Source organism: Enterococcus sp. 10F3_DIV0382, from assembly GCF_002140245.1.
Lineage (GTDB): Bacteria > Bacillota > Bacilli > Lactobacillales > Enterococcaceae > Enterococcus_B > Enterococcus_B lactis.
Genome location: NZ_NGMF01000001.1, coordinates 578,034 through 600,487, shown reverse-complemented (window position 1 = coordinate 600,487; position 22,454 = coordinate 578,034). Strand labels below are relative to the sequence as shown.

Annotated in this window: 22 protein-coding genes and 1 CRISPR repeat array; of the genes, 4 read left to right on the top strand and 18 right to left on the bottom strand. The window is 37.9% G+C overall.

Translation table 11 applies throughout. The annotated features are described in order from the left end of the window. Positions 1-48 precede the first annotated feature (48 nt). The 7 genes from A5849_RS02970 to A5849_RS02940 form a co-directional block, all read right to left on the bottom strand. Complete coding sequence (locus tag A5849_RS02970) at positions 49-414, bottom strand: DUF1622 domain-containing protein (protein WP_002292507.1); 366 nt, start codon at positions 412-414, stop codon at positions 49-51. Beyond that, positions 411-776, bottom strand: a complete 366-nt coding sequence (locus A5849_RS02965) for a DUF1622 domain-containing protein (RefSeq protein ID WP_002310651.1) — start codon at positions 774-776, stop codon at positions 411-413. The genes A5849_RS02970 and A5849_RS02965 overlap by 4 nt, the downstream gene beginning before the upstream one ends. A gap of 169 nt (positions 777-945) precedes the next feature. Continuing rightward, a CRISPR array of direct repeats spans positions 946-1,312; the repeat unit is 37 nt; unit sequence TGTTTTGGAAGCATTCAAATCAGCATAGCTCTAAAAC. A gap of 90 nt (positions 1,313-1,402) precedes the next feature. Continuing rightward, the gene (gene csn2 / locus A5849_RS02960; protein ID WP_025477066.1) at positions 1,403-2,065 is read right to left on the bottom strand and encodes a type II-A CRISPR-associated protein Csn2; all 663 of its coding nucleotides are present in this window, start codon (positions 2,063-2,065) and stop codon (positions 1,403-1,405) included. Continuing rightward, positions 2,055-2,399, bottom strand: a complete 345-nt coding sequence (gene cas2, locus A5849_RS02955) for a CRISPR-associated endonuclease Cas2 (RefSeq protein ID WP_002310648.1) — start codon at positions 2,397-2,399, stop codon at positions 2,055-2,057. Before cas2 ends, csn2 begins: the two co-directional genes overlap by 11 nt. Beyond that, entirely contained in the window at positions 2,396-3,262 is an 867-nt protein-coding gene (gene cas1 / locus A5849_RS02950; protein ID WP_002310645.1) for a type II CRISPR-associated endonuclease Cas1, read from the bottom strand. Before cas1 ends, cas2 begins: the two co-directional genes overlap by 4 nt. Then, positions 3,263-7,285 carry a type II CRISPR RNA-guided endonuclease Cas9 gene (cas9, locus tag A5849_RS02945; RefSeq protein WP_086309948.1) on the bottom strand — a complete coding sequence of 1,341 codons (4,023 nt, stop codon included), beginning with the start codon at positions 7,283-7,285 and terminating at the stop codon, positions 3,263-3,265. Between the two features lie 8 nt (positions 7,286-7,293). Next, entirely contained in the window at positions 7,294-7,491 is a 198-nt protein-coding gene (locus A5849_RS02940; RefSeq protein WP_002310643.1) for a hypothetical protein, read from the bottom strand. Positions 7,492-7,807: 316 nt separating this feature from the next. Here A5849_RS02940 and A5849_RS02935 point away from each other — a divergent pair, with 316 nt between their 5' ends. Both A5849_RS02935 and A5849_RS02930 read left to right on the top strand, forming a co-directional pair. Further along, complete coding sequence (locus A5849_RS02935; RefSeq protein ID WP_002287569.1) at positions 7,808-7,936, top strand: hypothetical protein; 129 nt, start codon at positions 7,808-7,810, stop codon at positions 7,934-7,936. Between the two features lie 56 nt (positions 7,937-7,992). Next, positions 7,993-9,687, top strand: a complete 1,695-nt coding sequence (locus tag A5849_RS02930) for an oleate hydratase (protein WP_002310641.1) — start codon at positions 7,993-7,995, stop codon at positions 9,685-9,687. Between the two features lie 288 nt (positions 9,688-9,975). Here the strand turns inward: A5849_RS02930 and A5849_RS02920 are convergent, their stop codons facing one another. Beyond that, on the bottom strand, positions 9,976-10,836 hold the full coding sequence (locus A5849_RS02920) for a hypothetical protein (protein ID WP_002320718.1): 861 nt from the start codon (positions 10,834-10,836) through the stop codon (positions 9,976-9,978). Between the two features lie 290 nt (positions 10,837-11,126). Here A5849_RS02920 and A5849_RS02915 point away from each other — a divergent pair, with 290 nt between their 5' ends. Together A5849_RS02915 and A5849_RS02910 are read left to right on the top strand one after the other, a co-directional pair. After that, positions 11,127-12,260, top strand: coding sequence for an alcohol dehydrogenase catalytic domain-containing protein (locus tag A5849_RS02915; protein WP_002292500.1), 1,134 nt, complete (start codon positions 11,127-11,129; stop codon positions 12,258-12,260). A gap of 30 nt (positions 12,261-12,290) precedes the next feature. After that, positions 12,291-12,605 carry a YrhK family protein gene (locus A5849_RS02910; RefSeq protein ID WP_002316627.1) on the top strand — a complete coding sequence of 105 codons (315 nt, stop codon included), beginning with the start codon at positions 12,291-12,293 and terminating at the stop codon, positions 12,603-12,605. 125 nt (positions 12,606-12,730) lie between these two features. On the opposite strand, the gene A5849_RS02900 is transcribed toward A5849_RS02910, so the two are convergent. From A5849_RS02900 to truA, 10 genes are all read right to left on the bottom strand, one after another. Further along, the gene (locus A5849_RS02900) at positions 12,731-13,189 is read right to left on the bottom strand and encodes a GNAT family N-acetyltransferase (protein ID WP_002310634.1); all 459 of its coding nucleotides are present in this window, start codon (positions 13,187-13,189) and stop codon (positions 12,731-12,733) included. A gap of 222 nt (positions 13,190-13,411) precedes the next feature. Then, a complete protein-coding gene (locus tag A5849_RS02895) occupies positions 13,412-14,665 on the bottom strand; it encodes a PTS sugar transporter subunit IIC (RefSeq protein ID WP_002310633.1) in 1,254 nt (417 codons plus the stop codon). 28 nt (positions 14,666-14,693) lie between these two features. After that, the gene (locus A5849_RS02890) at positions 14,694-15,011 is read right to left on the bottom strand and encodes a PTS lactose/cellobiose transporter subunit IIA (RefSeq protein WP_002310632.1); all 318 of its coding nucleotides are present in this window, start codon (positions 15,009-15,011) and stop codon (positions 14,694-14,696) included. Between the two features lie 24 nt (positions 15,012-15,035). Continuing rightward, positions 15,036-15,356: a PTS sugar transporter subunit IIB gene (locus A5849_RS02885; RefSeq protein ID WP_002292494.1), complete on the bottom strand. Its 321-nt coding sequence runs from the start codon at positions 15,354-15,356 to the stop codon at positions 15,036-15,038. Positions 15,357-15,668: 312 nt separating this feature from the next. Continuing rightward, entirely contained in the window at positions 15,669-17,084 is a 1,416-nt protein-coding gene (locus A5849_RS02880; protein WP_002310630.1) for a glycoside hydrolase family 1 protein, read from the bottom strand. 17 nt (positions 17,085-17,101) lie between these two features. Continuing rightward, the gene (locus tag A5849_RS02875; protein ID WP_002312687.1) at positions 17,102-18,418 is read right to left on the bottom strand and encodes a PTS sugar transporter subunit IIC; all 1,317 of its coding nucleotides are present in this window, start codon (positions 18,416-18,418) and stop codon (positions 17,102-17,104) included. A gap of 149 nt (positions 18,419-18,567) precedes the next feature. Next, entirely contained in the window at positions 18,568-19,266 is a 699-nt protein-coding gene (locus A5849_RS02870; RefSeq protein WP_002310628.1) for a FadR/GntR family transcriptional regulator, read from the bottom strand. Positions 19,267-19,554: 288 nt separating this feature from the next. Further along, positions 19,555-20,511 (bottom strand): aldo/keto reductase, encoded by a 957-nt coding sequence (locus tag A5849_RS02865; RefSeq protein WP_002348342.1) that lies wholly within the window; start codon positions 20,509-20,511, stop codon positions 19,555-19,557. Between the two features lie 139 nt (positions 20,512-20,650). Beyond that, the gene (gene msrA / locus A5849_RS02860; protein ID WP_002310626.1) at positions 20,651-21,454 is read right to left on the bottom strand and encodes a peptide-methionine (S)-S-oxide reductase MsrA; all 804 of its coding nucleotides are present in this window, start codon (positions 21,452-21,454) and stop codon (positions 20,651-20,653) included. A gap of 241 nt (positions 21,455-21,695) precedes the next feature. Next, positions 21,696-22,439: a tRNA pseudouridine(38-40) synthase TruA gene (truA, locus tag A5849_RS02855; protein ID WP_002312684.1), complete on the bottom strand. Its 744-nt coding sequence runs from the start codon at positions 22,437-22,439 to the stop codon at positions 21,696-21,698. Positions 22,440-22,454: the final 15 nt, after the last annotated feature.

Sequence of the window (22,454 nt, the reverse complement as noted above, 5' to 3'; positions counted from 1 at the left end):
ATCTGCCCACTTCTTAACAACCTCTCGATAAACGGCGGGCTCATAACCTCACTTATTTGGAACGTCTACTGGCCCGATTTCTTTATTTAAAAAATAAGAAATGATCGTTCGGATAACTACCAATGCAGCTAGTTGGAAAATATCCTGCAAAGTAGGCTTGATAATCGATTCGATGATTCCAGCTGAAACAAGAATTTCCAAACTTAGAAGTATATAGCCTCCTAACATCTTTTTAATAGCATTGTTCTCGCTGACTCGGTCGTTTTTCGCTTCTGTATGGACAAATAAGTATTTCAAGAAATCCTTAATCGACAGACAAACTCCCCAAATCAATAAACAGATAGCAAAAATATCAAGTCCCAGTACAAGTTTTTCAAAATATGGAAGAAGAAACTGCATCAACTCTGTCGTCATCCTACCTCTCCTCTTCTTTGTTTCTCTTTGTCTTCTATTTCCTGATTCAAGAAATAAGAAATGACTGTTCGAATGATAATAATAAGTGCAAGCTTCAAAATATCTGTCCAAGTCGGCTTGATAACTGACTCGATGATATCAGCAACGACTAGTACTTCCAAGCTTAACAAAATATAACTTGCTAACAGTTTTCTTGTATCTGCATTACGAGCATTACGTTCTGCATAGTTTTTCTTGACATGAGACCAATCAAAAAGTTTGAATAGAACAAGAACGATCCCAGCAATTAAGATACCGATAGAACAAATATTTAAAATAGCAATGATCCATTCTAAATAACCGATCAATTGTGTGTTAAACATTGCGTCGCCACCTATCTTTTTTCCATTTAAGAGCCGATACTTTTATATCAGCTACTGACTATACAGCAAAGTATCTATTATCAATTGTAAAAGAAAACAGATAATTCCGTCCACTCATATGAAAAACACCCTTGACACTAATCCTCTTTCGATAAGTGCAAGGCTGTTTTTCTAGAGTAGTATTCAAATCAGCATAGCTCTAAAACCGCGCCGTTTCCTTTTTCAATTGCTCCTTTGTTTTGGAAGCATTCAAATCAGCATAGCTCTAAAACACACCATGAAATTGATTTCCGCTATTGAATGTTTTGGAAGCATTCAAATCAGCATAGCTCTAAAACACAACATATTGACAAGCAAAAAGCATGGCAGTTTTGGAAGCATTCAAATCAGCATAGCTCTAAAACAAGAAAGAGTTTGAACAACTATTTGTTATTGTTTTGGAAGCATTCAAATCAGCATAGCTCTAAAACTCTGTAGTTGGCGCTACGTCAGTTGGTATTGTTTTGGAAGCATTCAAATCAGCATAGCTCTAAAACCTCGCAGAAAAAATTTTTCCGTCAATGTTTCATAATCACGCTACTCGTTCATAACAAAACTTCAGCTTTGAACGCTTCTCTTTTTTACCATTATACCATGTTTTCCAAGTTCAAGAAATAGTCTTTATCCAAGACAAATTGTTTTATCCCTTTGATCGAACGCGGCTCTACAAATAGCACTTCCATATGATATAACGAAATATAATCTTGCACTTCGCTTATTTCTTCTTCCGTGAGATAGGAACACACATTGATCAAAACCAATAATTTTTTCTTAGACAAGTATTTATAAACCTGAAGCAACTCAAGTAATTTCTCAAAAATAGTATCACTTCTTGTCTCGATCTTGATACCCAATGCTTTGAATAATTCCAAGACCGTGATCTCGTCTCCTTCTAAATCGAGTTCGTGATCCAACAACTCGTACCCGATCAGCTCACTGATTGTCGCTGTCAGTTTATCAATCATTGATTTCACTTCTACTTTTTCATTGAGCTGGCGCTCCAAATCTGCGTAGATCAATTTTAAAGTCGATGCCGAATTGATGTCAAAACCTAAAACATCTGTGATAATCAGTAAATCTGACTCTTTTAATTCTTTGTATTTATCGTTGAACAGCTTTAGTTCATGGGATTCACTGTACTGATAGAACCATTTCACGATTTTTGCAAACACAGTGACATCTTCTACGATTAAAAATGTAGCTTTTTCCAGTGACAGAGGCTGTTCCAATAATGGAAAATTAAGATTCAGCATCTTCGTCCTCCCCTAGATAAATGACTCGCTTATCCGAATTAGCCACACTTGTATCTCTTTCCCCGCTCAAATAAACCATACGCGCGAATTGTTTTTCCGTTACCGTGAGTAGTGTGACAAATCCTTTTTTAGGGTTATTGCTTTTTAATCGTTTCAGCATCGCTTGGCTAGCTGTAGGATTCAGCAACAATTTACTGTACACGGAAAACTGATGCATGATGAATCCTTCGCTCAATAAAAATTTTCTGAATTTCCTGTATGCTTTTCGTTCATCGGCTGTTTCAGTAGGCATATCAAACATTAAAATCATTCTCATATAACGATAACTCATATCCGAAATTGAGGGACTCCTTCCGTCTCGTTATTCAATACTTTGATTACTTTACTCGTATAATCCGATACGATGTTGGTAAGAAACATTTCTTTTTTTCCATAACTGTATTTATTGGTAAATAAATCAAACAAACGCCGCTTGATCACAGGAAATTCGCAGTTGCGGTAGCGATAAACAATCTCGTCTATGACCGGTCGGAATGGTTCCATGAAATCACTAGCCAAATTAAAATCATTGAATTGATTCGCATGTTTCAATCCAAATTGTGTCATGCAACCATTTTTGACGATTTCTCGGGCAAACATGCTCAACAACAGTGTATATCCGTAATCTAATCCTGCATTGATCTCATTGTTTTCTTCACGAGTAAACTTCGTGCCGAACAATGTTTGAAAATAGATTCTTGCAGCATGGCCTTCGCGATTCGTTGGGTCAAATTCAAGTAAACCTTCGTGCAATTCTTGTATTGACTCTGCTTTTTCAGTAAATAATTGCTTTTGCAAGAAATTGCTTTGGTTCTGGATTTTCTGGGAAATAATTGCTGTCCATACCTGCCCCTTTTTTTCAGGAGACCACGCCAATTGTCGCGTTAACTGCAAACTGCTGTCATGTCTACTGTAGAACGGCAACAGCTTAGCAACAGGAAGTCGCTTGTCATCACAAAACAACACGAGTATTTTCTCATCGACTAATCGTTTCAAGAGCATCGTTGTGATAGTGATATCTGTGGTTTCCAATAACAGCACATCAATTTCTGACAGATGGAGACGTTCGGTTTTTTCAGCATTTTTGAAAATCAAATGATTATTTACGTATGCTAATTTTGAATGTGTGTTGACCACTACTGTGCGCCATCCCATTTATTTCCCCATCCTGATACGAGTTTCATATAATCCGGTGATTGATTGATGAATAATCGTTGACTGCCAGATTTCAGTCAAGCTAGTGTACCTTTTTCGCGGGATCGTCACATCAAAAAATTTGAAATCAGCCGGTGCGCCCATCGCATTGAACTGCATGAGATTGACAAAAGAACTTGCTAGTTTAGCTAGATCATCCGTTTGGTTTTCTTTGTAAATTTTTTCCAGTTTCTCAATATTTTTCTCTGCCAAGGTATATTTCCCTGCAAATTCGAGGACACGGGCAAACACTTCTGAAAACTCCTTGTGGTGTTCATTCACATAATCAAAACTTTCTTTATGAGAAATCTCATCGTACTGTTTTGCATGATAAAGAAGTGTGACTAGATGCTCCGGCAAGAGAAATGAATTGGCTTTTTGTGCTTCCTTATTGCTTGCGACCATTCGTTTACGCCCGTTTTCTAGTTCAAATAGCGCGTACTTAGGCAATTTCATCTCAATTTCTGCCTGTTCGTACCCTTTGTTTTTCAAAAATAAAACGGGGGATTGTTCAAATGCTTCTCTCTCCATGATTGTGATGCCTTCTAGCGCATTTGTCCGTTTGCGCGCTTTTCCTTTTTCATAAGTGAAAGCGACTGTGTAAGCAACGTTTGGGCTACCTAACCCGCCGTATTTAGCTGGATCCCAGTTGTTTTTCCGAGGTAACAGCTTAGAAGAATCTTTTTTAGGCTCAACTGTTTCCTTTGAGAAGCCTCCTTTTTGAATTTCTGTTTTTTTCACGATATTCATATGGTGGTGATTGATGACTTTTTTTACCTGTGCGATACTTTTTGATTTGTCCCAGAAAATCTCGCCATTTTCATCGCAAACCGGTGTGTCACTTTCGAAAAATTTCATGATGTTCGAATAAAATTCTTTTTTTACCGTCGCTTTGTTTGCTTTATGCGCATTGAACTTCAGATATTCGCCATAAACGAATTCCGGTGCTAGTTGCGGATATTTCTTCAAAAGAGCAAGAGCGATCACACCGTTCAGATATGCATCATGTGCGTGATGATATTCATTAATCTCACGTACTTTATAGATCCCGAAACGGTTTCTGAATTGACTGACTAGTGCAGATTTGAGCGTGATGATCCGAACTTTACGTATCGGTTCATTTGTGTCTTCTGCTTTATTGAACCGATGATGTAAAATACCGGCTACGTGTTTGGTAATCTGACGCGTTTCCACCAACTGCCGTTTGATGAATCCTGCCTTGTCTTCTTCCGTCAATTTGATTTTTGTCAGATTATCAAGTTTTCTTTTACTGATCAGCTTAGACGAATAAAGGTCGTACCAGAAACTGCGCATTTTTTTCACGACTTTCTCACTTGGTACATCGTCTTTTTTCAGACGATTTTCTTTTGAGGAAACTAAAACTTTGTTATCGATTGAGTTATCGGTCGTAAAGCTTCTTGGGATAATATGGTCGATATCGTAATCTGATAATCGATGGATATCTAAAGGCGCACCTGTATACATATCTCGACCATTCTGCAAATAATAGAGATATAATCGGTCTTTTTGCAGGGAGCTGTTATCGGTCGGATACTCTTTCAGCAATTGACTGCCGAAATCTTTAAGTGATTCTTCCAAAGCTTTCAACCGCGGCCGTGAACTTTTGAGTCCTCTGCCCGTCGTTTGATTTTCTCTGGCCATCTCGACCACGATGTTTGCTGGTTCATAGCCCATGATGCCAACGATTTCATCTACAATCTTCAAACTTTGGAGGATACCTTTTTTGATAGCCGGACTGCCTGTTAATTCTTTGACGATTTCTTCCAGATTTTCTGTGTCTGTGATCATTTGTGCTTTTTTGATTTCTTTTTTGAACGATAAACTATCATCATTGATCAGCTGCATGAAGTTACGATTTCGATGATGAGGAAAATCGTCATCATTGATCAAATAGTCTAAGATTGTTTTGTTCGATTGTTTGTCTCGGATTCCTTGAATCAGTTCTTTCGATAATCTACCCCAACCAGTGTAATGTTTTTTTGTAAGTTTCTTGATTATGTGTTTACCTAAAGTCGCTTCATGATGACTCAGCCTTGTTTTAATCATTTCCCGATCCTCAAAAACAGTCAGCGTTTTGATGATTTCTTCAAACATTGATGCCAATTCAGGATCTTCCAGCCATTGTTCCATTTCTCTTTTATTTTCACTCATGGTCAAAAAATCGTGGTACGTTGTATAGGAAGCGTTGAATGCTTTTTCGATGCCGGACAGTTCCGCGTGTTTGATATCGTATTTCAAATACAAGAATTCTTGTAAATCTTTTTTGGTTACCTTTCGATTCTTTTCGAACAATTCATGAAAGATTTCTTTCTTCTCTATGCTGGAAAAATAGTTCATCTGACCACGTTCGTCTTGATATCTTACTTTAGTCAACTCATTATAGATCGAAAATTTCTGATACAACAGGCTGTTTTTTGGCAATACCTTGTTGTGTGGCATGTACATATCTGTGTTGATCATTCGTTCGATAAACCGGACAGCAGAGCCCTCCATATCCACTATTTCAGGTAAGTTCCAAGGTTTGATCTTTTCCTCTGATTTTCTGATAAGCCACGCAAATGGACTATTTTCCTGTTTTTTTGCTAACGGACCAACATAATACGGTATCTTGAAGGTCAATAAACTTTCCAGCTTTTCTTGTTCTTCTTTTAAAAAAGGATAATGCTTTTTCTGGTTTGCAATAATTGCTCTCAGCTCGGTCAAATGGATCTGATGCGGGATCACACCGTTATCAAATGTGCGCTGTTTTCTCAAAAAATTCTCTTGTTCGATCTTTGTCAGGAACACCTCGCTGCCTCGGATACCTGTCAGTTCTTTTTTGACAAATTTATAGAAATCTTCTTGTGTCGCATGCCCTTCGATATACCCTGCATATCCGTTGACTGAATTATCCCCAAAAAAGGCGCGATATTTCTTCGGCAGATTCTCTTTCACAAATCGTTTCAGAAGGACCAAGTCTTCTTTATGTGCGTCATAGCGTCTGATCATCCCTGCTGAAAGCTTCGCTCGTGTATTTTTCGTGCTGTCAGAAAGAATCTCAGATAACAAGACAGCATCATAAACATTTTTCGCTTGGACAAAAAGATCGATGTAATCATCTCCGATTTTCTCTAACAATTCTTCAAGGTCTTCTTCATATGTTTCTTTTGAAAATTGCAGTTTTGCTTCTTCTTCTAATCCAAATACATTTTTGAAATTCCCCTGATTCCCTACCATTAATTTTATAAATTGACTGAGATAACCATTGGATTTTTCATGAGGAAAATATTTCAGGAGCGTTTCTGCTTTTTTTGTTTTCGACATCTTTTCTGTAAAAACGAAAGAACAATCGACCGCTTCGTCTAATTTTTCTGTTTGTTTGTCGCCTGCTTCGCTGAATTGCTGGTTATATGTGCTCAGAAATTGACGAAAAGTCTCTGTCACTGAAGAATTCTCCGTATTTAATTCACCCTCAATCAAAAAATGTCCCCGATATTTCAAGAGATGAGCCATCGCTAAATAAACGAGACGGATGTCCGCTTTCTCTGAAGAGTCAGCTAGCGCTTGTCTCAAATGATAGATCGTCGGGTAAGTCTGATGGTAGCTTTTTTCTTGCTTGATCGTAGCAAAGACCGGATGTCTCGACTGTTTCTTTTCATCTGGGACTAAAAAACTTTCATTCAGTCGAGCAAAAAAGTGTTCGTCTATTTTTAAAATCTCTGGTGCGAATATTTTTTGCAGTTCAAGGATTCGTTGTCTGCGTCTCGCTAACCTCCTGCGCGCAGTCCGCTTGCTTCTTCTTGCTTCGGCAGTCTGGCCTTCGTCAAAAAGTCGAACACCCCAAAAGTTTTTCTTCGTGCTACTCTTTTCTGTATTTCCTGCTACTTTCATCTTTTTGGAAACCAGTCGATAGTCATCTGTCAATACGGACCACCCGACGGAATTGGTCCCGATATCTAATCCGATCGTATACTCTTTCTTCATGCGCTAAATCATCCTTTCATCCAACAGCTCATCATAATTGAAAAAACGAAAACACCTATTGTAAAAGCTGTGATTTTTGCTATAATAAATATATTGGTAGCATTCAAATCAATATAGCAAGTTAAAATAAGGCTTTGTCCGTCATCAGCTTTTTTAAAGCAGCGCTGTTCTCGGCGCTTTTTTTGTGCTTTGCTTTTCAAAATCATCCCTTCATCTTCTTGCCAGACAGGAAACCATTTTCACTAAAATTATATCATATAATTTTTTTAATATGATTCACTTTTTTCTGCTATTCAGACTTTTTGTACGTTGTTTTATCATTCATCAAAAATATTTATTGTTATTTTTTGTACGTCTTTTTCTACTTTTTTCCTTCTTCCATTTTCTTGTTTTCTTACACGGCATTCAGACACTTCTTCTTTTTTGTCAAAATTTCCTTTTTCTTCTCACCCTATCATTTGGCATTCTCATAAAAACGAACTATCCTTGGATATAGAAAGAGAAAACAAGGAGGCGTTTTTCATGAGTAAAAAATTAATCAAAGTCGGCATCGGTTTAGGTTTGCTTGCCCTTGGCGCTGCATATCTAGGAAAAAAAACAGGGCTATTCGAAGATGACAGTCATTTATATGATGAATTTGAATCCATCTAGCATCCTATTTCGTTGAATCACTACGGACATACTTGGAAGACATTGGAGGAATCACAATGAGAAAAAGTAAAGCAATAATGATTGGTGCCGGTATTGCCAATATGGCAGCGGCTGTTTATTTGATTCAAGAAGGCAAATGGAAAGGGGATCAGATTACCTTTTATTCATTGGATGATCACGGTTCAAATGATGGTGCACCGACCGACACTGTAGTGGATGAATATTGGAATAAAAATCATCCATTAGAAAACCAAAAAGGCTATATTGCTCGAGGCGGTCGTATGCTTAATTACCGTACCTATGTAGATTTGATGGATCTATTAAGTCGAATACCTTCTGTTACTGAGCCAGGAATGACTGCTGAAGAAGATACAAGAGATTTTGATGCAAAACACCGTACCTTTGACAAAGCACGTTTGATGGAAGGTGGTAAAGGGATCATTGACGGCGGAAAACTGGGCTTCAACAACAAGGACCGTATTCTTCTGACTAAACTGATTGCCATGCCTGATTCAGAAGAAGAAAAACTAGACAATATCACTATCGAAGAATATTTCAAAGATGATCCACACTTTTTTGAAACAAACTTCTGGTTTATGTGGGAAACAACATTTGCTTTCAGAACACGTAGTTCTGCTCAAGAATTGCGTCGCTATATGCATCAAATGATTTATGAATTCACTCAAATCGAACATTTAGTGGGCGTCAATCGAACACGTTACAATCAGTACGAAAGTATCATGCTTCCTTTGATCGAGTACTTGAAAGAACAAGGATGCAAAATCATTTTGAACCGCCGTGTCACTGACTGGGAATTCAAAGAAACACCGATGCAAGATGAAATCACTGTGACTGGTTTGAAAATGACCAATACATTGACTCAGGAAGAGGAACATGTCACGGTAGATGAAGATACAGCGGTCATTTTCACGAATGGTTCCATTACAGATTCAGCTACTTTGGGAGATTACGAAACACCAGCTGTAGAAAATATGGATTATGGTGCAGCTTCTAGTCTCTGGAAAAAAGCCAGCGAACGTTTCTATAACTTAGGAAATCCCGATAAATTTTTCGCGGATCGAGATGCGAGCGAATGGGTCAGCTTTACCCTGACGACGAAAAACCATTTGTTGTTGAATGAAATCACCCGTATCACGACTCAAGAACCAGGAAATGCCTTGAATTCATTTATTTCAACCACACCGATCACGTCGTTAGGCCAAAAAGATGTCAATATGTCTATCGTCGTGCATCATCAACCGCATTTTACGTCTCAAAAACCAAATGAAACAGTTATTTGGGGTTATTTCCTTTATCCAAGACGACGTGGCGAATTTGTGGATAAACAGTATATTAAGATGAACGGAAAAGAAATGTTGGAAGAACTGATTGGACAACTTTCAAAAGTAGATCCTGGACCAGTGAATATTCGTGAAAAAGAAACAGAGATTTTCGACAGCGTAATAAATAATATCCCTGTCTATATGCCTTATGCTTCCGCATTATTTAATAACCGTGCAAAAAGTGATCGACCAAAAGTCATTCCTAAACATTCAACCAATCTGGCCTTTACAGGAGAATTTGTTGAGCAGCCTTATCAGATGATCTTTACTGAACAAAGTGCTGTACGTTCTGGAGAAATCGCTGCTTTCCATTTTGCGGGCATCCCTATGTCCCGTCTTGTCAAAACACCGCGTTACGACAAAGACATCCCTACTCTAGCTCGTGCCGCAAAAAAAATGTTTGAATAATCAGGAGGTTGTGAAAAAGTCGTTTAGTTTCGAGTATTAAGAAAAATTTTTGGGAAATGGCTTTCTACATTTTTGCATAAATTTGGCTTAATACCGAGAAACTGGCTTTTGAACACCGTTTACCAAGAGGTTGTGAGCCTACCGTTCAGCTCCGAGTCACAAGGAACAATTTCAAAAAATAGCTTCCTATGTTTTATGAATATTGTGACTTGTGACCGAGGAGTTGGTAGGGGAACACCGTTTATTCATAACAAGAGGTTGTGACAGATTTCATGTCACAACCTCTTGTTATTTATATTCGTTTCTTTTTGAAAAAACCATTTTTTCAGTATTCACTCTCTTGCCAATCCACCATAATCCAGCTGCTATCACTACTTCAACGATTGCCACTACACTAAAAAATTGGATGAATGACAAAATATATGTGTCTAACAAATGTTGCAGTGCTTGGGTTCGAATATCTAACTGACTGGTCATATCGTACAAATAGAGACTGACTGACAGACTTAATAATTGGAAGCCTGCTCCTCCAATCACCACTGCAAATGACCAAAGAACTTTTTTCCAAGACATTCTGTATAAATAAAACACTCCGCTCAGCAATACAAGTAAGATACTACTAATCACTGGAAGAAAAGAAACCATTCGCTCTCGTATCGTCAATATCTGATCGATGAACGACATCAAATAAATTGATTGTATTCCTCGTCGAAAAATCCCAGAAGTCATATAGATGAGTAAATTGTTTTCTTCACTAGCAAATGGATCATCCTCTGCTTCTTCTTGTTTGTATGTATTGATTATCTCTTGGAGCTTTTCTTCTACTTCCTTTTCTCCGATCAGTTCTACTGGTTCTTTTTCATATCTGTTGCGGATGAAAAGCTCGATATTTTTTTGTACTAGTTCTTCAGAAACAATCTTTTCCAATGCTTCAGCCGGAGCTCCAATCTCATAATGATAGCTTTGGATCTCTTGATTGATCTCAGCAGCTACTTTTTTCGCATAGTCCGATTGCATGTTTTGCTCTAACATAAAATGTTGATTTGCCAAGGTGCTTATTAAACAAAGCATAACAGTCAGGCAAAACAGGCAGACAGAACTAATCATAACAATGATCCGTTTATTCCATTTATTTTGAATTTGTTTCATTACGCCTCCTCGTATTTGTTTTTTCACTGAAACGAATGATGATTGGTTATTGTTTAAATAGTTAAAATGATTCAATAGTTCAACTATACTTTACTGTACGTAAGGATACAATGAAGGCACACACCTTCTTTTTCTAATAAAAAAAAAATTTGGAACTCTTGCTTTTTTGAGGATTTTTATTTTGAGAAAAAAGCGTTTCATTATCAAAAAGATAAGAACTCCTTTAGAATGAAACTATCTGTAGTACCAATAATGCAGACAATTTTGTGAATCTGAAAGGAGCATCTCCAATGAAAGCAGTCACTTGGCAAGGAAAACAAAAAATGGAAATCAGAAACGTAGATGATCCAAGAATATTAGAACCAACAGACGCAATCATCCGTATCACAGCAACCGCCATTTGCGGATCCGATCTGCATCTTTACCATCATGGTGAAGCAGTTTTGGAAAAAGGGTATGTTGTAGGTCACGAACCTATGGGAATCGTTGAAGAAGTAGGATCACAAGTTCAAACATTGAAAAAAGGGCAACGAGTGGTTATCCCTTTTAATATCAGTTGTGGTCATTGTCATTTCTGCCTGAATCACATGGAAAGCCAATGTGATGAATCAAATCCAGATCAGTTATATGGTGGGCTTTTCGGATTTGGCAAGTTGAATGGCAATCATTGGGGTGGGCAAGCAGAATACCTAAGAGTACCTTATGCAGACTCTACTTCGTTTGTCGTTCCAGATAATAATCTTCCTGATGAAAAAGTTTTGTTTCTATCAGATATTTTGCCTACAGCTTATTGGAGCGTTGAAAATGCAGGCGTAAAAAAAGGCGATACAGTTGTGATTCTAGGATCTGGTCCAGTCGGTCTATTTGCTCAAAAATTCGCTGTAATGGCTGGAGCAGAGCGCGTGATTGCAGTGGATCCAGTACAACATCGTTTAGATAAAGCGGCTAATTACAACGGCGTGGAAACTTATTTCTTAGAAGACACAGCACAAGCTGGAACGGAATTATATGAGTTGGCTAAAGGTGGTGCCGATGTCATCATCGATTGTGTAGGAATGGACGGGTTAGAGCCTGTAAAAGAAAAAGCAAAAAATTTGGTGAGCCTACAAAGCGGCACGATTTCGCCTTTACAGATGGCTTCGCAAGCTGTCAAAAAATTCGGAACCGTCCAAGTAACTGGTGTGTATATGACGCCAGCTTCTTCTTACCCGCTTCAAGAGTTTTTCATGCGAGATATTGCGGTCAAACATGGACAGGCACCCATTATCCATCTGATGCCGAAAATCTACGAAATGATTGCAGAAGGACTATTTGATCCTACACAGATCATTACTCATTCGCTACCACTAGAAGAAGCAGCACAAGCATATGAGATCTTTGACAAAAAAGAAGATAAAAATATAAAAGTTGTTTTGAAACCTTGAAATCAGTAAAAAATACAGGTGATTTTCTTTATGCCCAAAATCAAACGAAATACCCATGAGATTGAAATAGGAAAAGAAGAAGATATCGAAATACGAGGGCGTCGCTTCCGCTTCTATTTCCAAAACCGTTACACATTGATCTCACTAGCTGTCGATTTATTAACCGGGATTTTCTATATTTTTGGAAGCCTTGCTTCCTTAACTAAAATCCCCGATCGATATGGCACCTATTTTTATTTGGCTGGTGCTATTTTCTTGACGATTCGTCCTATTCTCAGAATCGTTAGGAACATTTTTATTTACGACGAGAAAAGAACAAGGAAAAAGCATGGGAAGGCCGTTTAGCCTTCTCCATGCTTTTTTGTTATTCTTGTGTTGTGCATATTTCGCATACTGCGATTCGAAAAAATTTCTAAGTATAGAACAATTTTTCCGTTTCCTTCTCTATATGCTGTTTCATGTACCTACTCTTACAGCGGCATTTGGTACACTCGCACAGGAATTCCTTCATTATCCTGAGCCATCCCGATAAATTGCCAATTGTATTTTTCATAAAAATCCGTATGGTCCGTCACAAGATAAAGCATCTTTACGCCCATTTCTGCAAAGTCTTGCTTGATCGTTTCTAAAATCATTTTGGCAATCCGTTGGTTTCGGTAGTCTTTTTCAACAAACAGCGCACAGACATTTGGAGTCAAATCTACTCGATCATGAAAATCATTGTCAACAACACCTGCACCTGCAATAATCTCTCCCCACTCATCCAACACCACATACCATTGCGGAACCGATGCATTTTTTCTCGTGCTTGCTTGGATACTTTCTTCATAAACAGCAACTGGCAGATGCCATTTTGAAGCAAACCATTCGGCTGTTTCTTTTATCAACGTCGGTCGATCCCGCAATTTTATGACTGTTCTTCTCTCCATTTGTACTCTCTCCCATTCATATTTGGTCTATTATAGCACCTTGTATTTCAAATAGCTTTTCAATCGCTCGATTTTTTTGAATGAATGGGATTTTTTATTTATACACAAATTCCAAGACAAATATACCTCGATTTTCTCATTCATTATTCGATCCTAAGTTTTAAATTACTTGTTTTCATAAAAAAAGCAGAACCAGATAACCGGTTCTGCTTTCTTTATTCATTAAGCATCCAAAGCTTCTTTTCTTCTTTCTTGGATCGTAGCTACCTTGACGAACGGCAGATAGATCAAAATAGAAAGGATCAGATTGACAGCGGCCAGTACACCACCTGCAATACTCTTCGTTGCCAATACACCGCCAATAATTGGTGGCGTTACCCATGGTGGCATAACGGTAGCTGCTGGCACTAAACCTGTAGAAGTCGCAAAGTACGCAACACTAACTAAAACCATTGGTGTCAAAATAAATGGAATGAACATAATTGGATTCAATACGATTGGTAAACCAAACATCGTTGGTTCATTGATATTGAAAACACCTGGCGCAATCGACAAGTTTGTTACAACCATATATGGTTTGTTTTTACGTCCTACTAAATAAATAGCTAACAGTAAACCTAATGTTGCACCTGTTCCTCCTAAATTGACAAAGCTGTCGAAGAAAGGTTTGTTCACGATAAATGGCGCGCTATGTCCAGCTGCGATCGCATTGACATTTGCTTCGATTGCTGGCGCATTGATCGTTTGCATCAAAGGATCGACCATATTCGCCCCGTGTAAACCAAAAAACCATAAGAATGGGGTGATAAATGCAAGCAATAATGCAGATGGATAAGAGTTCGCAAGTCCCATAAATGGTTCTTGGACCACTGTATAGAATGAACCCACGATATCATCAACCCCAAATGCAGCAAAAATTGCAGCAACTAAAGCAAAGGCAGAGATAGTGATCATTGCTGGCAGTAATGAAGCAAATGCTTTCGCAACTGCTGGTGGCACACCATCAGGCATTTTGATGATCAATTTTTCATTTCCGCTTAAACGTACAAAGATTTCTGTTGAAATAATCCCAACAATAATAGCAATAAACAAACCGTTTGAGCTCATACCTAATGCTCCGCCTAAAGCAAAGAAAGAGCCTAAAGAAATCACACCTGCGGAAACACCGTCTTTTCGGTAGCCGTTAGCTAAATGATACGCAAGTAAGAAAGCAATCAAGACAGAAAGAATGGCAAATGTGCCGTTCCAAGCTGCAGCCCCGAATCCTTTCCATGATTCACCGCCAAAAATTGAATTCATCAATTCTTGGAAACCGGGAATCGGTAAGTTATTGATCATTACTGCTAATGCTCCTAAAATCATTAACGGCATACTCACCATAAATGAATCTCGAATCGCAACTAAATGCCGTTGTGCACCAATTTTTGATGCGACAGGTATAAAATGTTTCTCCATAAATGCAACAAATTTATCCATAAATCTTCCCTCTTTTCTTTACTGTGGATTACGCGTCCAACCGACGATACAGATCAATGATCTCTTTTGCTAAATCTGTAAAAGCAATAGATGTCATCAGGTGATCTTGACTGTGAACTGTCAAAAGTGTTACTTCAACGTGGTTTCCTTGTGCTTCTTGCGTCAGCATCTCTGTTTGAGAGTGATGTGCTTGGACTAAAGATTCCTCTGCATCTTTGATTTTTTCCTCTGCTAAAGTAAAATCTCCTTTTTTCGCCGCAGCAATCGCTTCCATTGCATCGCTTTTTGCATTTCCGCCAAACATAATCAGACCCATGATGGCTTCTAGATTTTTTTGATCTTCCATTTCTTGTTTCCTCCGATATTTTTATTATTTGTTTATTAGTTTTTCTGCTTGGTCAAGTACTTTTTCACCATTCATCATGCCATAGTCAGCCATATTGATCACATCTAAAGGAATGCCTTTAGGTGCTAGCTTTTCAGCAAATTGATTTTGCATAAAACGTACTTGCGGACCTAAAAGTAAAACGTCTACATTTTTAGATTCTAGTTGATTATCTGCATCTGAGGCAGAGACAGCAAAGATATCTGCTTCCATTCCTTTTGCTTCTGCTGCCTTTTGCATTTTTGTGACTAGGAGGCTTGTACTCATTCCAGCTGAACATACAAGCATGATTGTTCTCTTTTCCATTTTAAACACGTTCCTTTCTATTCTTACACTTGTATATAAAGCAAGTAGTGTGCCAACTTTAAAAGCGCTTTAAAAAGTTGATATTATCACGTTTATGGTCTATACCAAGTTGCATACACACTAAAAAAGAAAGCGCACACTAAACACACAAATTCTTTTTTATTGTGTTTATTTCTTTTAACGTGCACAAAAAAAGTTATGACAAATCTTTTGTCACAACTTTTTTGAATAAGAGGTTAAAATGCTTCTTTCACAACCTCTTTTATTTCAAATAACCAGCAAATAGAATCAATATCTTCGAAAAAATTCTAGTTATTTATAGGCTTCATCAGGTAAGCTTAATTCTCTCTTATCAATCAGAGACTGATACCATGAAGCAGACTTTTTCAGTGTTCTGCTTCGTTCATCGTTCAATTCGATTCGAACTAATCCATATCGATTCTTAAATGCATTCATTGGTGAAACACAGTCAGTGAATGCCCATAGCATATAACCTTCGCAATTGGCACCTTCTTCTGCTGCTTTGATCAAATAACGCAAATGCTGTCCGATAAATTCGATACGATAGTCATCTTGCACGATCCCTTTCTCATCCATATACTGTTCTTCATGTTCTCTTCCCATACCGTTTTCTGTTATCAGCCAAGGAATATTACGATAATTTTCTTTTAGATACATAGCTATATCATACATGATTTTTGGATAGATCTCCCACCCTCTGGAATTGTTCATTTTCTTTCCAGGTAAATCAAAGACTTCATAATATCGTTCTGGATGAAACGGTGTCTCTTCATTCCATTGATAACGAGGAGCACGAACGCGTTTAGGGTAATATTGATTGATTCCAAGGAAATCTACTGTATGATGTTGGATCGTTTCTAAATCCTCTGTTGCAGGATCAAAATAAATCGATTGTTTTCGACACAACTCCAGGAACTCTTCTGTGTAGTATCCTTTTACCATCGGATCAAAAAATACTCGATTATAAAACAGATCATACATATAAGCAGCTTTTTGATCTTCTGGAGAACTGGAACGAGCATAGACCATCTCAGGATTTAAAATACAGCCAATCCTTCCGCCATAATTGCCACTATGGTAAATTTCTACAGCTTTAGCCGTTGCTAAAACTTTGTGATAATTCCACATCATCCATTTTTTTGTGTTTTGTTCATGCGGCCAGCGAACAGCATCCAAATAGCAACGCGTTTGGGGAACGATTGGTTCGTTGAATGTAAACCAGTTTTTTACCCTGTCACCGTAACGATCAAAAGCAATCTTTGCGTACTTAGCATAAAAATCAACCACTTTTCTTGAAGACCAACCATCATATTTTTCCAAAAGAAAAGCAGGGACTTCGTAGTGTTCTAAACAAATCATCGGTTCTACGTCTGCTTCGATCAAAGAGTCGATCATTTCACTTATATGCTGAGCATATTCTTCATCTACTATACAATTCTCGTAATCAGTGAAAAAACGAGCCCAATTGATAGAAGTCCGATAATGTGTCAGATGGATGGATTTCATCAAATCTATATCCTGTTGGTACTGCTCCATAAAATTAGTTGCTACGGCTGGACCATACCCATCATGCCAAACAAAATGTTCATTTTTATACCAGCTATCTATAAACGAATCCTGTCCTTCTTTTTTTCCTTTCCAACCTTCCGTTTGCCAAGCAGAAGATGCTGCACCAAGAATAAAATTTTCTGGAATAGTAATTTTCATGATTTCCTCCTGTTTTTTTAGATCCCATCATTTTCCACACGATTTGCTACTTTTACGAATGGCAGATAAATCAAAATAGAAACAACAATACAAACAAGTTGCGTAATAACTGCACCGATATTTCCTGCTGTGGCCAGATAAGCATTGACAATCGGCGGCATCGGCCAAGGAACCATTACAACTGCTTTTGCCGCAAATCCTAAAGCGGTTGCAAAATAACCGATCGTTCCTGTAACAAGCGGCGTTAAGATAAACGGGATAGCTAAAATAGGATTCAGCATGATCGGCATACCAAAAATAACTGGTTCATTGATGTTGAAGATCCCAGGAGCAAGAGATAACTTGGTGATTTGTTTCATATCTTCTCGTTTTCCCACTAGCAATACTGCTATCAGTAGACCTATCGTGACCCCAGACCCGCCCATACTCATATACATATCCCAAAATGGCATAGTGATAATGTTTGGTACTTCTTTTCCAGCTTCAAAAGCTTCCGTATTTACAGCAATTGCCGCTAAAAGCAACGGTTCTCGAATTGGTTTCACCATTTGATTCCCATGGATACCAATCACCCAAAAGACTTGTGCAATAAACATCAGTAACAAGATACCAGGTAGCCCTTGAACGACACCTTCTAATGGGCGTTGTACGATATTGTAAATGATATCATAAAGGTACATCCCTGTAAGTTCTTTGATGATAAATCCCGCAGCCGCGATACCTGATACTGTCAGAATCGTGGGAAATAACGCAGAAAAACTGGCAGAAACATTCGTTGGCACGGTATCAGGCATTCTCAGCTGTAGTTTCTTCTGTTTCCTCAACCAGCAATAAAGTTCAATGGAAAGGATGGAGACCAACATTCCCAAAAATAACCCTTTCGTATCTGTATATTGTTTAGCCAATACGTTTTCTACTATAACAGTCTGATTTTCATTCACTAATTCATAAACAGTTGGATTAACAGATAAATAAGACATCACTGCGATGATACCAGGGAATACACCATTCACTTTATTCAGCTTTGCTAATTCGATCCCTATCAGAAAAACAGCATAGATGGTCAAGAAACTTAGTGTGACATAGCTGATGGCAGATGCGATAGGTTTTAATTCTTCTAAAAAACGCAAAAAACTTATCTGTGCTAACCCATTTTCCGAATCAAAGACCATTGCTGAAAACAACGTGCCAAAAGCACCCGTAATAATTACCGGAATCAATGCAGCAAATGCGTTTTTTATCACCATGATATACCTTAAATTATTGATTCTCGTTGCCACATTCCCTAAAACATTGGCTAATTTATCCATAAAACTCATTCCAGATCCCCTCATTCCTACTTCTTCTCCTTGCCGTCATCTCTTTTTGCCTGTTAGTCAGCGCTTACATTTCGGTGAATAAAAACTATTTGCTTGTCCGTTTTACCAAATATAAAACAAAAATTCATCTGATGTATTTATCATAAAATACATCAGATGAACTGTCAATTAGTTTCTTTCTTCCCAATTATTTTCTGTAATTCTCTCCGATTTATTGCCATATGGACAGTCATCGCATCAAATGCCGCAAGTACATTCCGCCTCTCGATAGCCTGAACGATTTCTGTATGGATATCGATCGTCTCGATTTTCAAATGCTGGATATCATAATTTTTATTAAATAAAGCAATCGATTCATTAATGATCGGAATGATATGCAGTAACGCTACGTTTCCGCTAGCTTCTGCAATCGTCGTATGAAAATCGATGTCTAATTGAACATGATCTTGTGTACCTTCTCGAAAAGACGTTTCAATCTTTTGCGTTAAGCTTTTCATTCGGCTGATTTGATTTTTCGTTGCATATTCCGCCGCTAACCCTGCCATCTTTGGCTCCAATAAATATCTCAGCTCAAACAAGTCTCGTATCATCCGGTCCTGATCTTCAATCAAAGAAAAACCGAGCGGATCATTAGCAATCCCTCGCTTATCACTGACGAATGTCCCCGCCCCTTGCCGAACTTCAAGAATATTCCTAGAAGCAAGCGCTCGGACAGCTTCTCGCACCGTGCTGCGTCCCACCTCTAAATAATCGGACAACTCATATTCATTCGGCAACTTATCTCCTACTTGCAACTGCTTTTCCTTTAAATATCTAAGGATCTTGTCCGTGGTTACTTCTACTAGGGTTTTATTTTCTTCCAAACCACATACCTCCTTTTCATCTGATGTATTTTTTCGTAATTATTATAACACGTTTGAATCGTCTGATGATTTTTTGTATAAAAAATCGATTCATCCGTTCATGGATATACAAACGAAGCTATTTACCATAAAAAAAGACTAGGATAAAATTCACTCCTAGCCTTCGATCCTTTTTATTTTGAACGACAAAACGTATGATGTTCAATAATAGATGTTCTTCATTCGATTCTTGATGACATTTTTTGTTCATTTTTTGATAGATGGATAAAAAATTTGATTACATCTTTTCTATTCTAGAATTTGGTCGATTTTCAATTCTTCTTCTGGTGAGAAATCTAAATTATCCATCATTCGAACACTTTCTTGTAACTGACTTAACCGACTTGCTCCAACCAGTACACTCGTAACAGATTTTTGTCGCAAATTCCATGCAAGGGCCATTTGCGCTAATGATTGCCCTCGTGATACGGCGATTGTCTGCAGTGCTTTGATTTTTTCCAGAGTTGATCCAACTTGTTCTTCTGAAAGGAATGGTATTTCCTTACGATGTGCTCTAGAATCTTCAGGAATCCCATGCAGATAACGATTTGTCAGCAAACCTTGGGCAAGCGGGCTGAACGTGATTGCTCCTAGCCCTTCTTCTTCTAATACTGGAGATAAGTCGTCTTCTAGTAGTTCGCGAGAAAACATATTGTAGCGCATCTGATGAATAATGAACGGTGCTTCTTTTCTTTTTAAAATTTCAGTCATTTTTTTGGTGTCTTCTCCATTATAGTTGGATATACCAATATATAATGCTTTTCCTTGTCTTACAAGTTGCATCAATGCTTCTGCTGTTTCTTCCAAAGGTGTATCAGGGTCTGGACGATGATGATAGAAGATGTCAACATAATCTAGCCCCATTCTTTGGAGACTCTGATCACAACTTGAAATGATAGATTTACGCGAGCCCCATTCTCCGTATGGACCTTCCCACATATGATAACCTGCTTTGCTAGAAATAATCAGTTCATCACGGTAGGCTTGAAAGTCTTCTCTAAAAATACGCCCGAAGTTTTTCTCTGCAGCTCCAGCAGGGCCTCCGTAATTATTCGCAAGGTCGAAATGGGTAATTCCCATATCGAAAGCACCTCTTAAAATCTCTCTTTGGTTATGGATAGGATCATAATCTCCAAAATTTTGCCATAATCCGAGAGATAAAATTGGTAATTTTAAACCTGAATGACCGGATTTACGATATTCCATTTTTTCATAACGTGCACTATCTGCAATATACAAATTTTCTCCTCCTTACCACTTTTAAAACGCTTTCTTTTATTCTGCTTTTAGTTTACTACATTTTAAAGAAAAGGAGTTAGTCAAAATGATTTTTTCTTGTATTTTTTTACCATTTGTTTTTTATTCGTTGATAAATCAGAAATTGCTTACGTGCTTGCTGAATTTTTTTATAGCGTTTCGGTTGTTTTTTGTAAAATTGCTGATGATAATTTTCTGCTGGCCAAAACGTACTAGCTGGTTCAATTTTTGTGACGATTGGTTGGTGGAACGTTCCTGAACTGACTAGTTCCTGTTTCGATTGCTCCGCTAATTCTTTCTGACGTTCGTCTTGATAAAAAATCACCGGACGGTATTGCTTCCCTCTATCTTGAAATTGTCCAAAGGCATCTGTGGGATCAGTTATTTGCCAATAGATTGTCAATAAATCGCTATAACTTATCTCTCTCGTATCATAAATGATCTCCACAGCTTCCATGTGACCTGTGTAGCCACCGCTCACTTGATCATAATTTGGTTTTTCAACATGTCCGCCCGTGTATCCTGACAAAACAGATAAGATCCCTTTTTTCGATTCAAACGGCTCGACCATGCACCAGAAACATCCCCCTGCAAATACTGCACGTTCTTGATAGTCAGCATCTTGCATAGCATGCTTGGAAAAGTCATATTTTTGCTGCGTGTCAAATCCTTCTGTAAGCAATAAATAAAAATCCATTACATCAGGCGTTAGGTTCATCCGGATAGCTAATGGACGTAGTGTTGCTTCTAGTTTCGATAACTGTTCTTTAACGGATGTATTTTCTCTTATGTCATTCTTTGTCTGGATCAATACTTTTCGTTCCCAATCTCGTGTATTCGGATTTAAAATCAGATTATAAAGTGTTTGAATGAATACTTGTTCCTTATCCATAGACTCTCCTCCTTTCCGAAGAAGACAAGCTAGTGACTTTAGCTGTAATTTATCATAAAGTGAGGAAATAAGCGATTGAATCGTATTTATTCAAAGAAGATAAGCGGCTTCAGATGATATAAGATGATCTTTATCTTAAAAAGCATACTCTATGGTCTATGGTTTGATTTAACTAAAAAACGACCTCTGAAAAAAGGGATGTTTTCCAGTTCTCAGAAGTCGAGTAAAGATGATTCTTTTTTTATGAACGATAATAAACTTCATCCAAAAACAGACCTTGTGCGGGGACGGTTTCTCCTGCATGTTGCCGCACTTTGCTTTCGAATATTTCATCGATTGTTTCTATCGGCATGGCACCTGTACCGATTTCTAGTAATGTTCCCATGATGATTCGCACCATTTTATATAGAAATCCGTCTCCGACAAAAGTAAAATGAAGCATTTCTCCCTTACGTTCGATAGATAATTCATCAATCGTACGTACCGTAGATTTTTTTGATTTTTTCAATGCAGAAAAACCAATGAAATCATGTGTACCCATCAATTTTTCGCAAGCTGCATTCAGCTTATCCATATCCAACTCTTGAGGAAAATAAAAGCTGTGGTTTCGTTCAAATGCTGAAGGAATCACGTTGTTCCAAACATAATAGCTGTATTTTTTGCCCACCGCATTATATCTTGCATGGAAGCGCTCAGGCATCTCTTCGATTCTTTTGATGACAATATCTCGCGGAAGGTAACGATTCATAAAGTCGATCATTTCTGACAGCTCAATTTCTGTGTTTGTTTTGAAATTTGCCACTTGTCCTCGCGCATGCGTGCCGGCGTCTGTTCTTCCTGATCCAATAATTTCTATCTCTTCATTTGTCATCTGATGCAACACTTTTTCGATTTTCCCTTGGATGGTTTTATCGTCATCTCCAAGTCTTTGCCAGCCTGAATATCTTTTTCCGTCATATTCGATTGTCAACTTGATGTTTCTCATATTTATTTAACTCCT

Bases quoted from the DNA above. Each gene is read 5' to 3' on its own strand.
- A5849_RS02970 (WP_002292507.1), bottom strand. From the start codon at position 414: ATGACGACAGAGTTGATGCAGTTTCTTCTTCCATATTTTGAAAAACTT.
- A5849_RS02965 (WP_002310651.1), bottom strand. From the start codon at position 776: ATGTTTAACACACAATTGATCGGTTATTTAGAATGGATCATTGCTATT.
- cas2 (WP_002310648.1), bottom strand. From the start codon at position 2,399: ATGAGTTATCGTTATATGAGAATGATTTTAATGTTTGATATGCCTACT.
- cas1 (WP_002310645.1), bottom strand. From the start codon at position 3,262: ATGGGATGGCGCACAGTAGTGGTCAACACACATTCAAAATTAGCATAC.
- cas9 (WP_086309948.1), bottom strand. From the start codon at position 7,285: ATGAAGAAAGAGTATACGATCGGATTAGATATCGGGACCAATTCCGTC.
- A5849_RS02940 (WP_002310643.1), bottom strand. From the start codon at position 7,491: ATGATTTTGAAAAGCAAAGCACAAAAAAAGCGCCGAGAACAGCGCTGC.
- A5849_RS02935 (WP_002287569.1), top strand. From the start codon at position 7,808: ATGAGTAAAAAATTAATCAAAGTCGGCATCGGTTTAGGTTTGCTTGCC.
- A5849_RS02930 (WP_002310641.1), top strand. From the start codon at position 7,993: ATGAGAAAAAGTAAAGCAATAATGATTGGTGCCGGTATTGCCAATATG.
- A5849_RS02920 (WP_002320718.1), bottom strand. From the start codon at position 10,836: ATGAAACAAATTCAAAATAAATGGAATAAACGGATCATTGTTATGATT.
- A5849_RS02915 (WP_002292500.1), top strand. From the start codon at position 11,127: ATGAAAGCAGTCACTTGGCAAGGAAAACAAAAAATGGAAATCAGAAAC.
- A5849_RS02910 (WP_002316627.1), top strand. From the start codon at position 12,291: ATGCCCAAAATCAAACGAAATACCCATGAGATTGAAATAGGAAAAGAA.
- A5849_RS02900 (WP_002310634.1), bottom strand. From the start codon at position 13,189: ATGGAGAGAAGAACAGTCATAAAATTGCGGGATCGACCGACGTTGATA.
- A5849_RS02895 (WP_002310633.1), bottom strand. From the start codon at position 14,665: ATGGATAAATTTGTTGCATTTATGGAGAAACATTTTATACCTGTCGCA.
- A5849_RS02890 (WP_002310632.1), bottom strand. From the start codon at position 15,011: ATGGAAGATCAAAAAAATCTAGAAGCCATCATGGGTCTGATTATGTTT.
- A5849_RS02885 (WP_002292494.1), bottom strand. From the start codon at position 15,356: ATGGAAAAGAGAACAATCATGCTTGTATGTTCAGCTGGAATGAGTACA.
- A5849_RS02880 (WP_002310630.1), bottom strand. From the start codon at position 17,084: ATGAAAATTACTATTCCAGAAAATTTTATTCTTGGTGCAGCATCTTCT.
- A5849_RS02875 (WP_002312687.1), bottom strand. From the start codon at position 18,418: ATGAGGGGATCTGGAATGAGTTTTATGGATAAATTAGCCAATGTTTTA.
- A5849_RS02865 (WP_002348342.1), bottom strand. From the start codon at position 20,511: ATGGAATATCGTAAATCCGGTCATTCAGGTTTAAAATTACCAATTTTA.
- msrA (WP_002310626.1), bottom strand. From the start codon at position 21,454: ATGGATAAGGAACAAGTATTCATTCAAACACTTTATAATCTGATTTTA.
- truA (WP_002312684.1), bottom strand. From the start codon at position 22,439: ATGAGAAACATCAAGTTGACAATCGAATATGACGGAAAAAGATATTCA.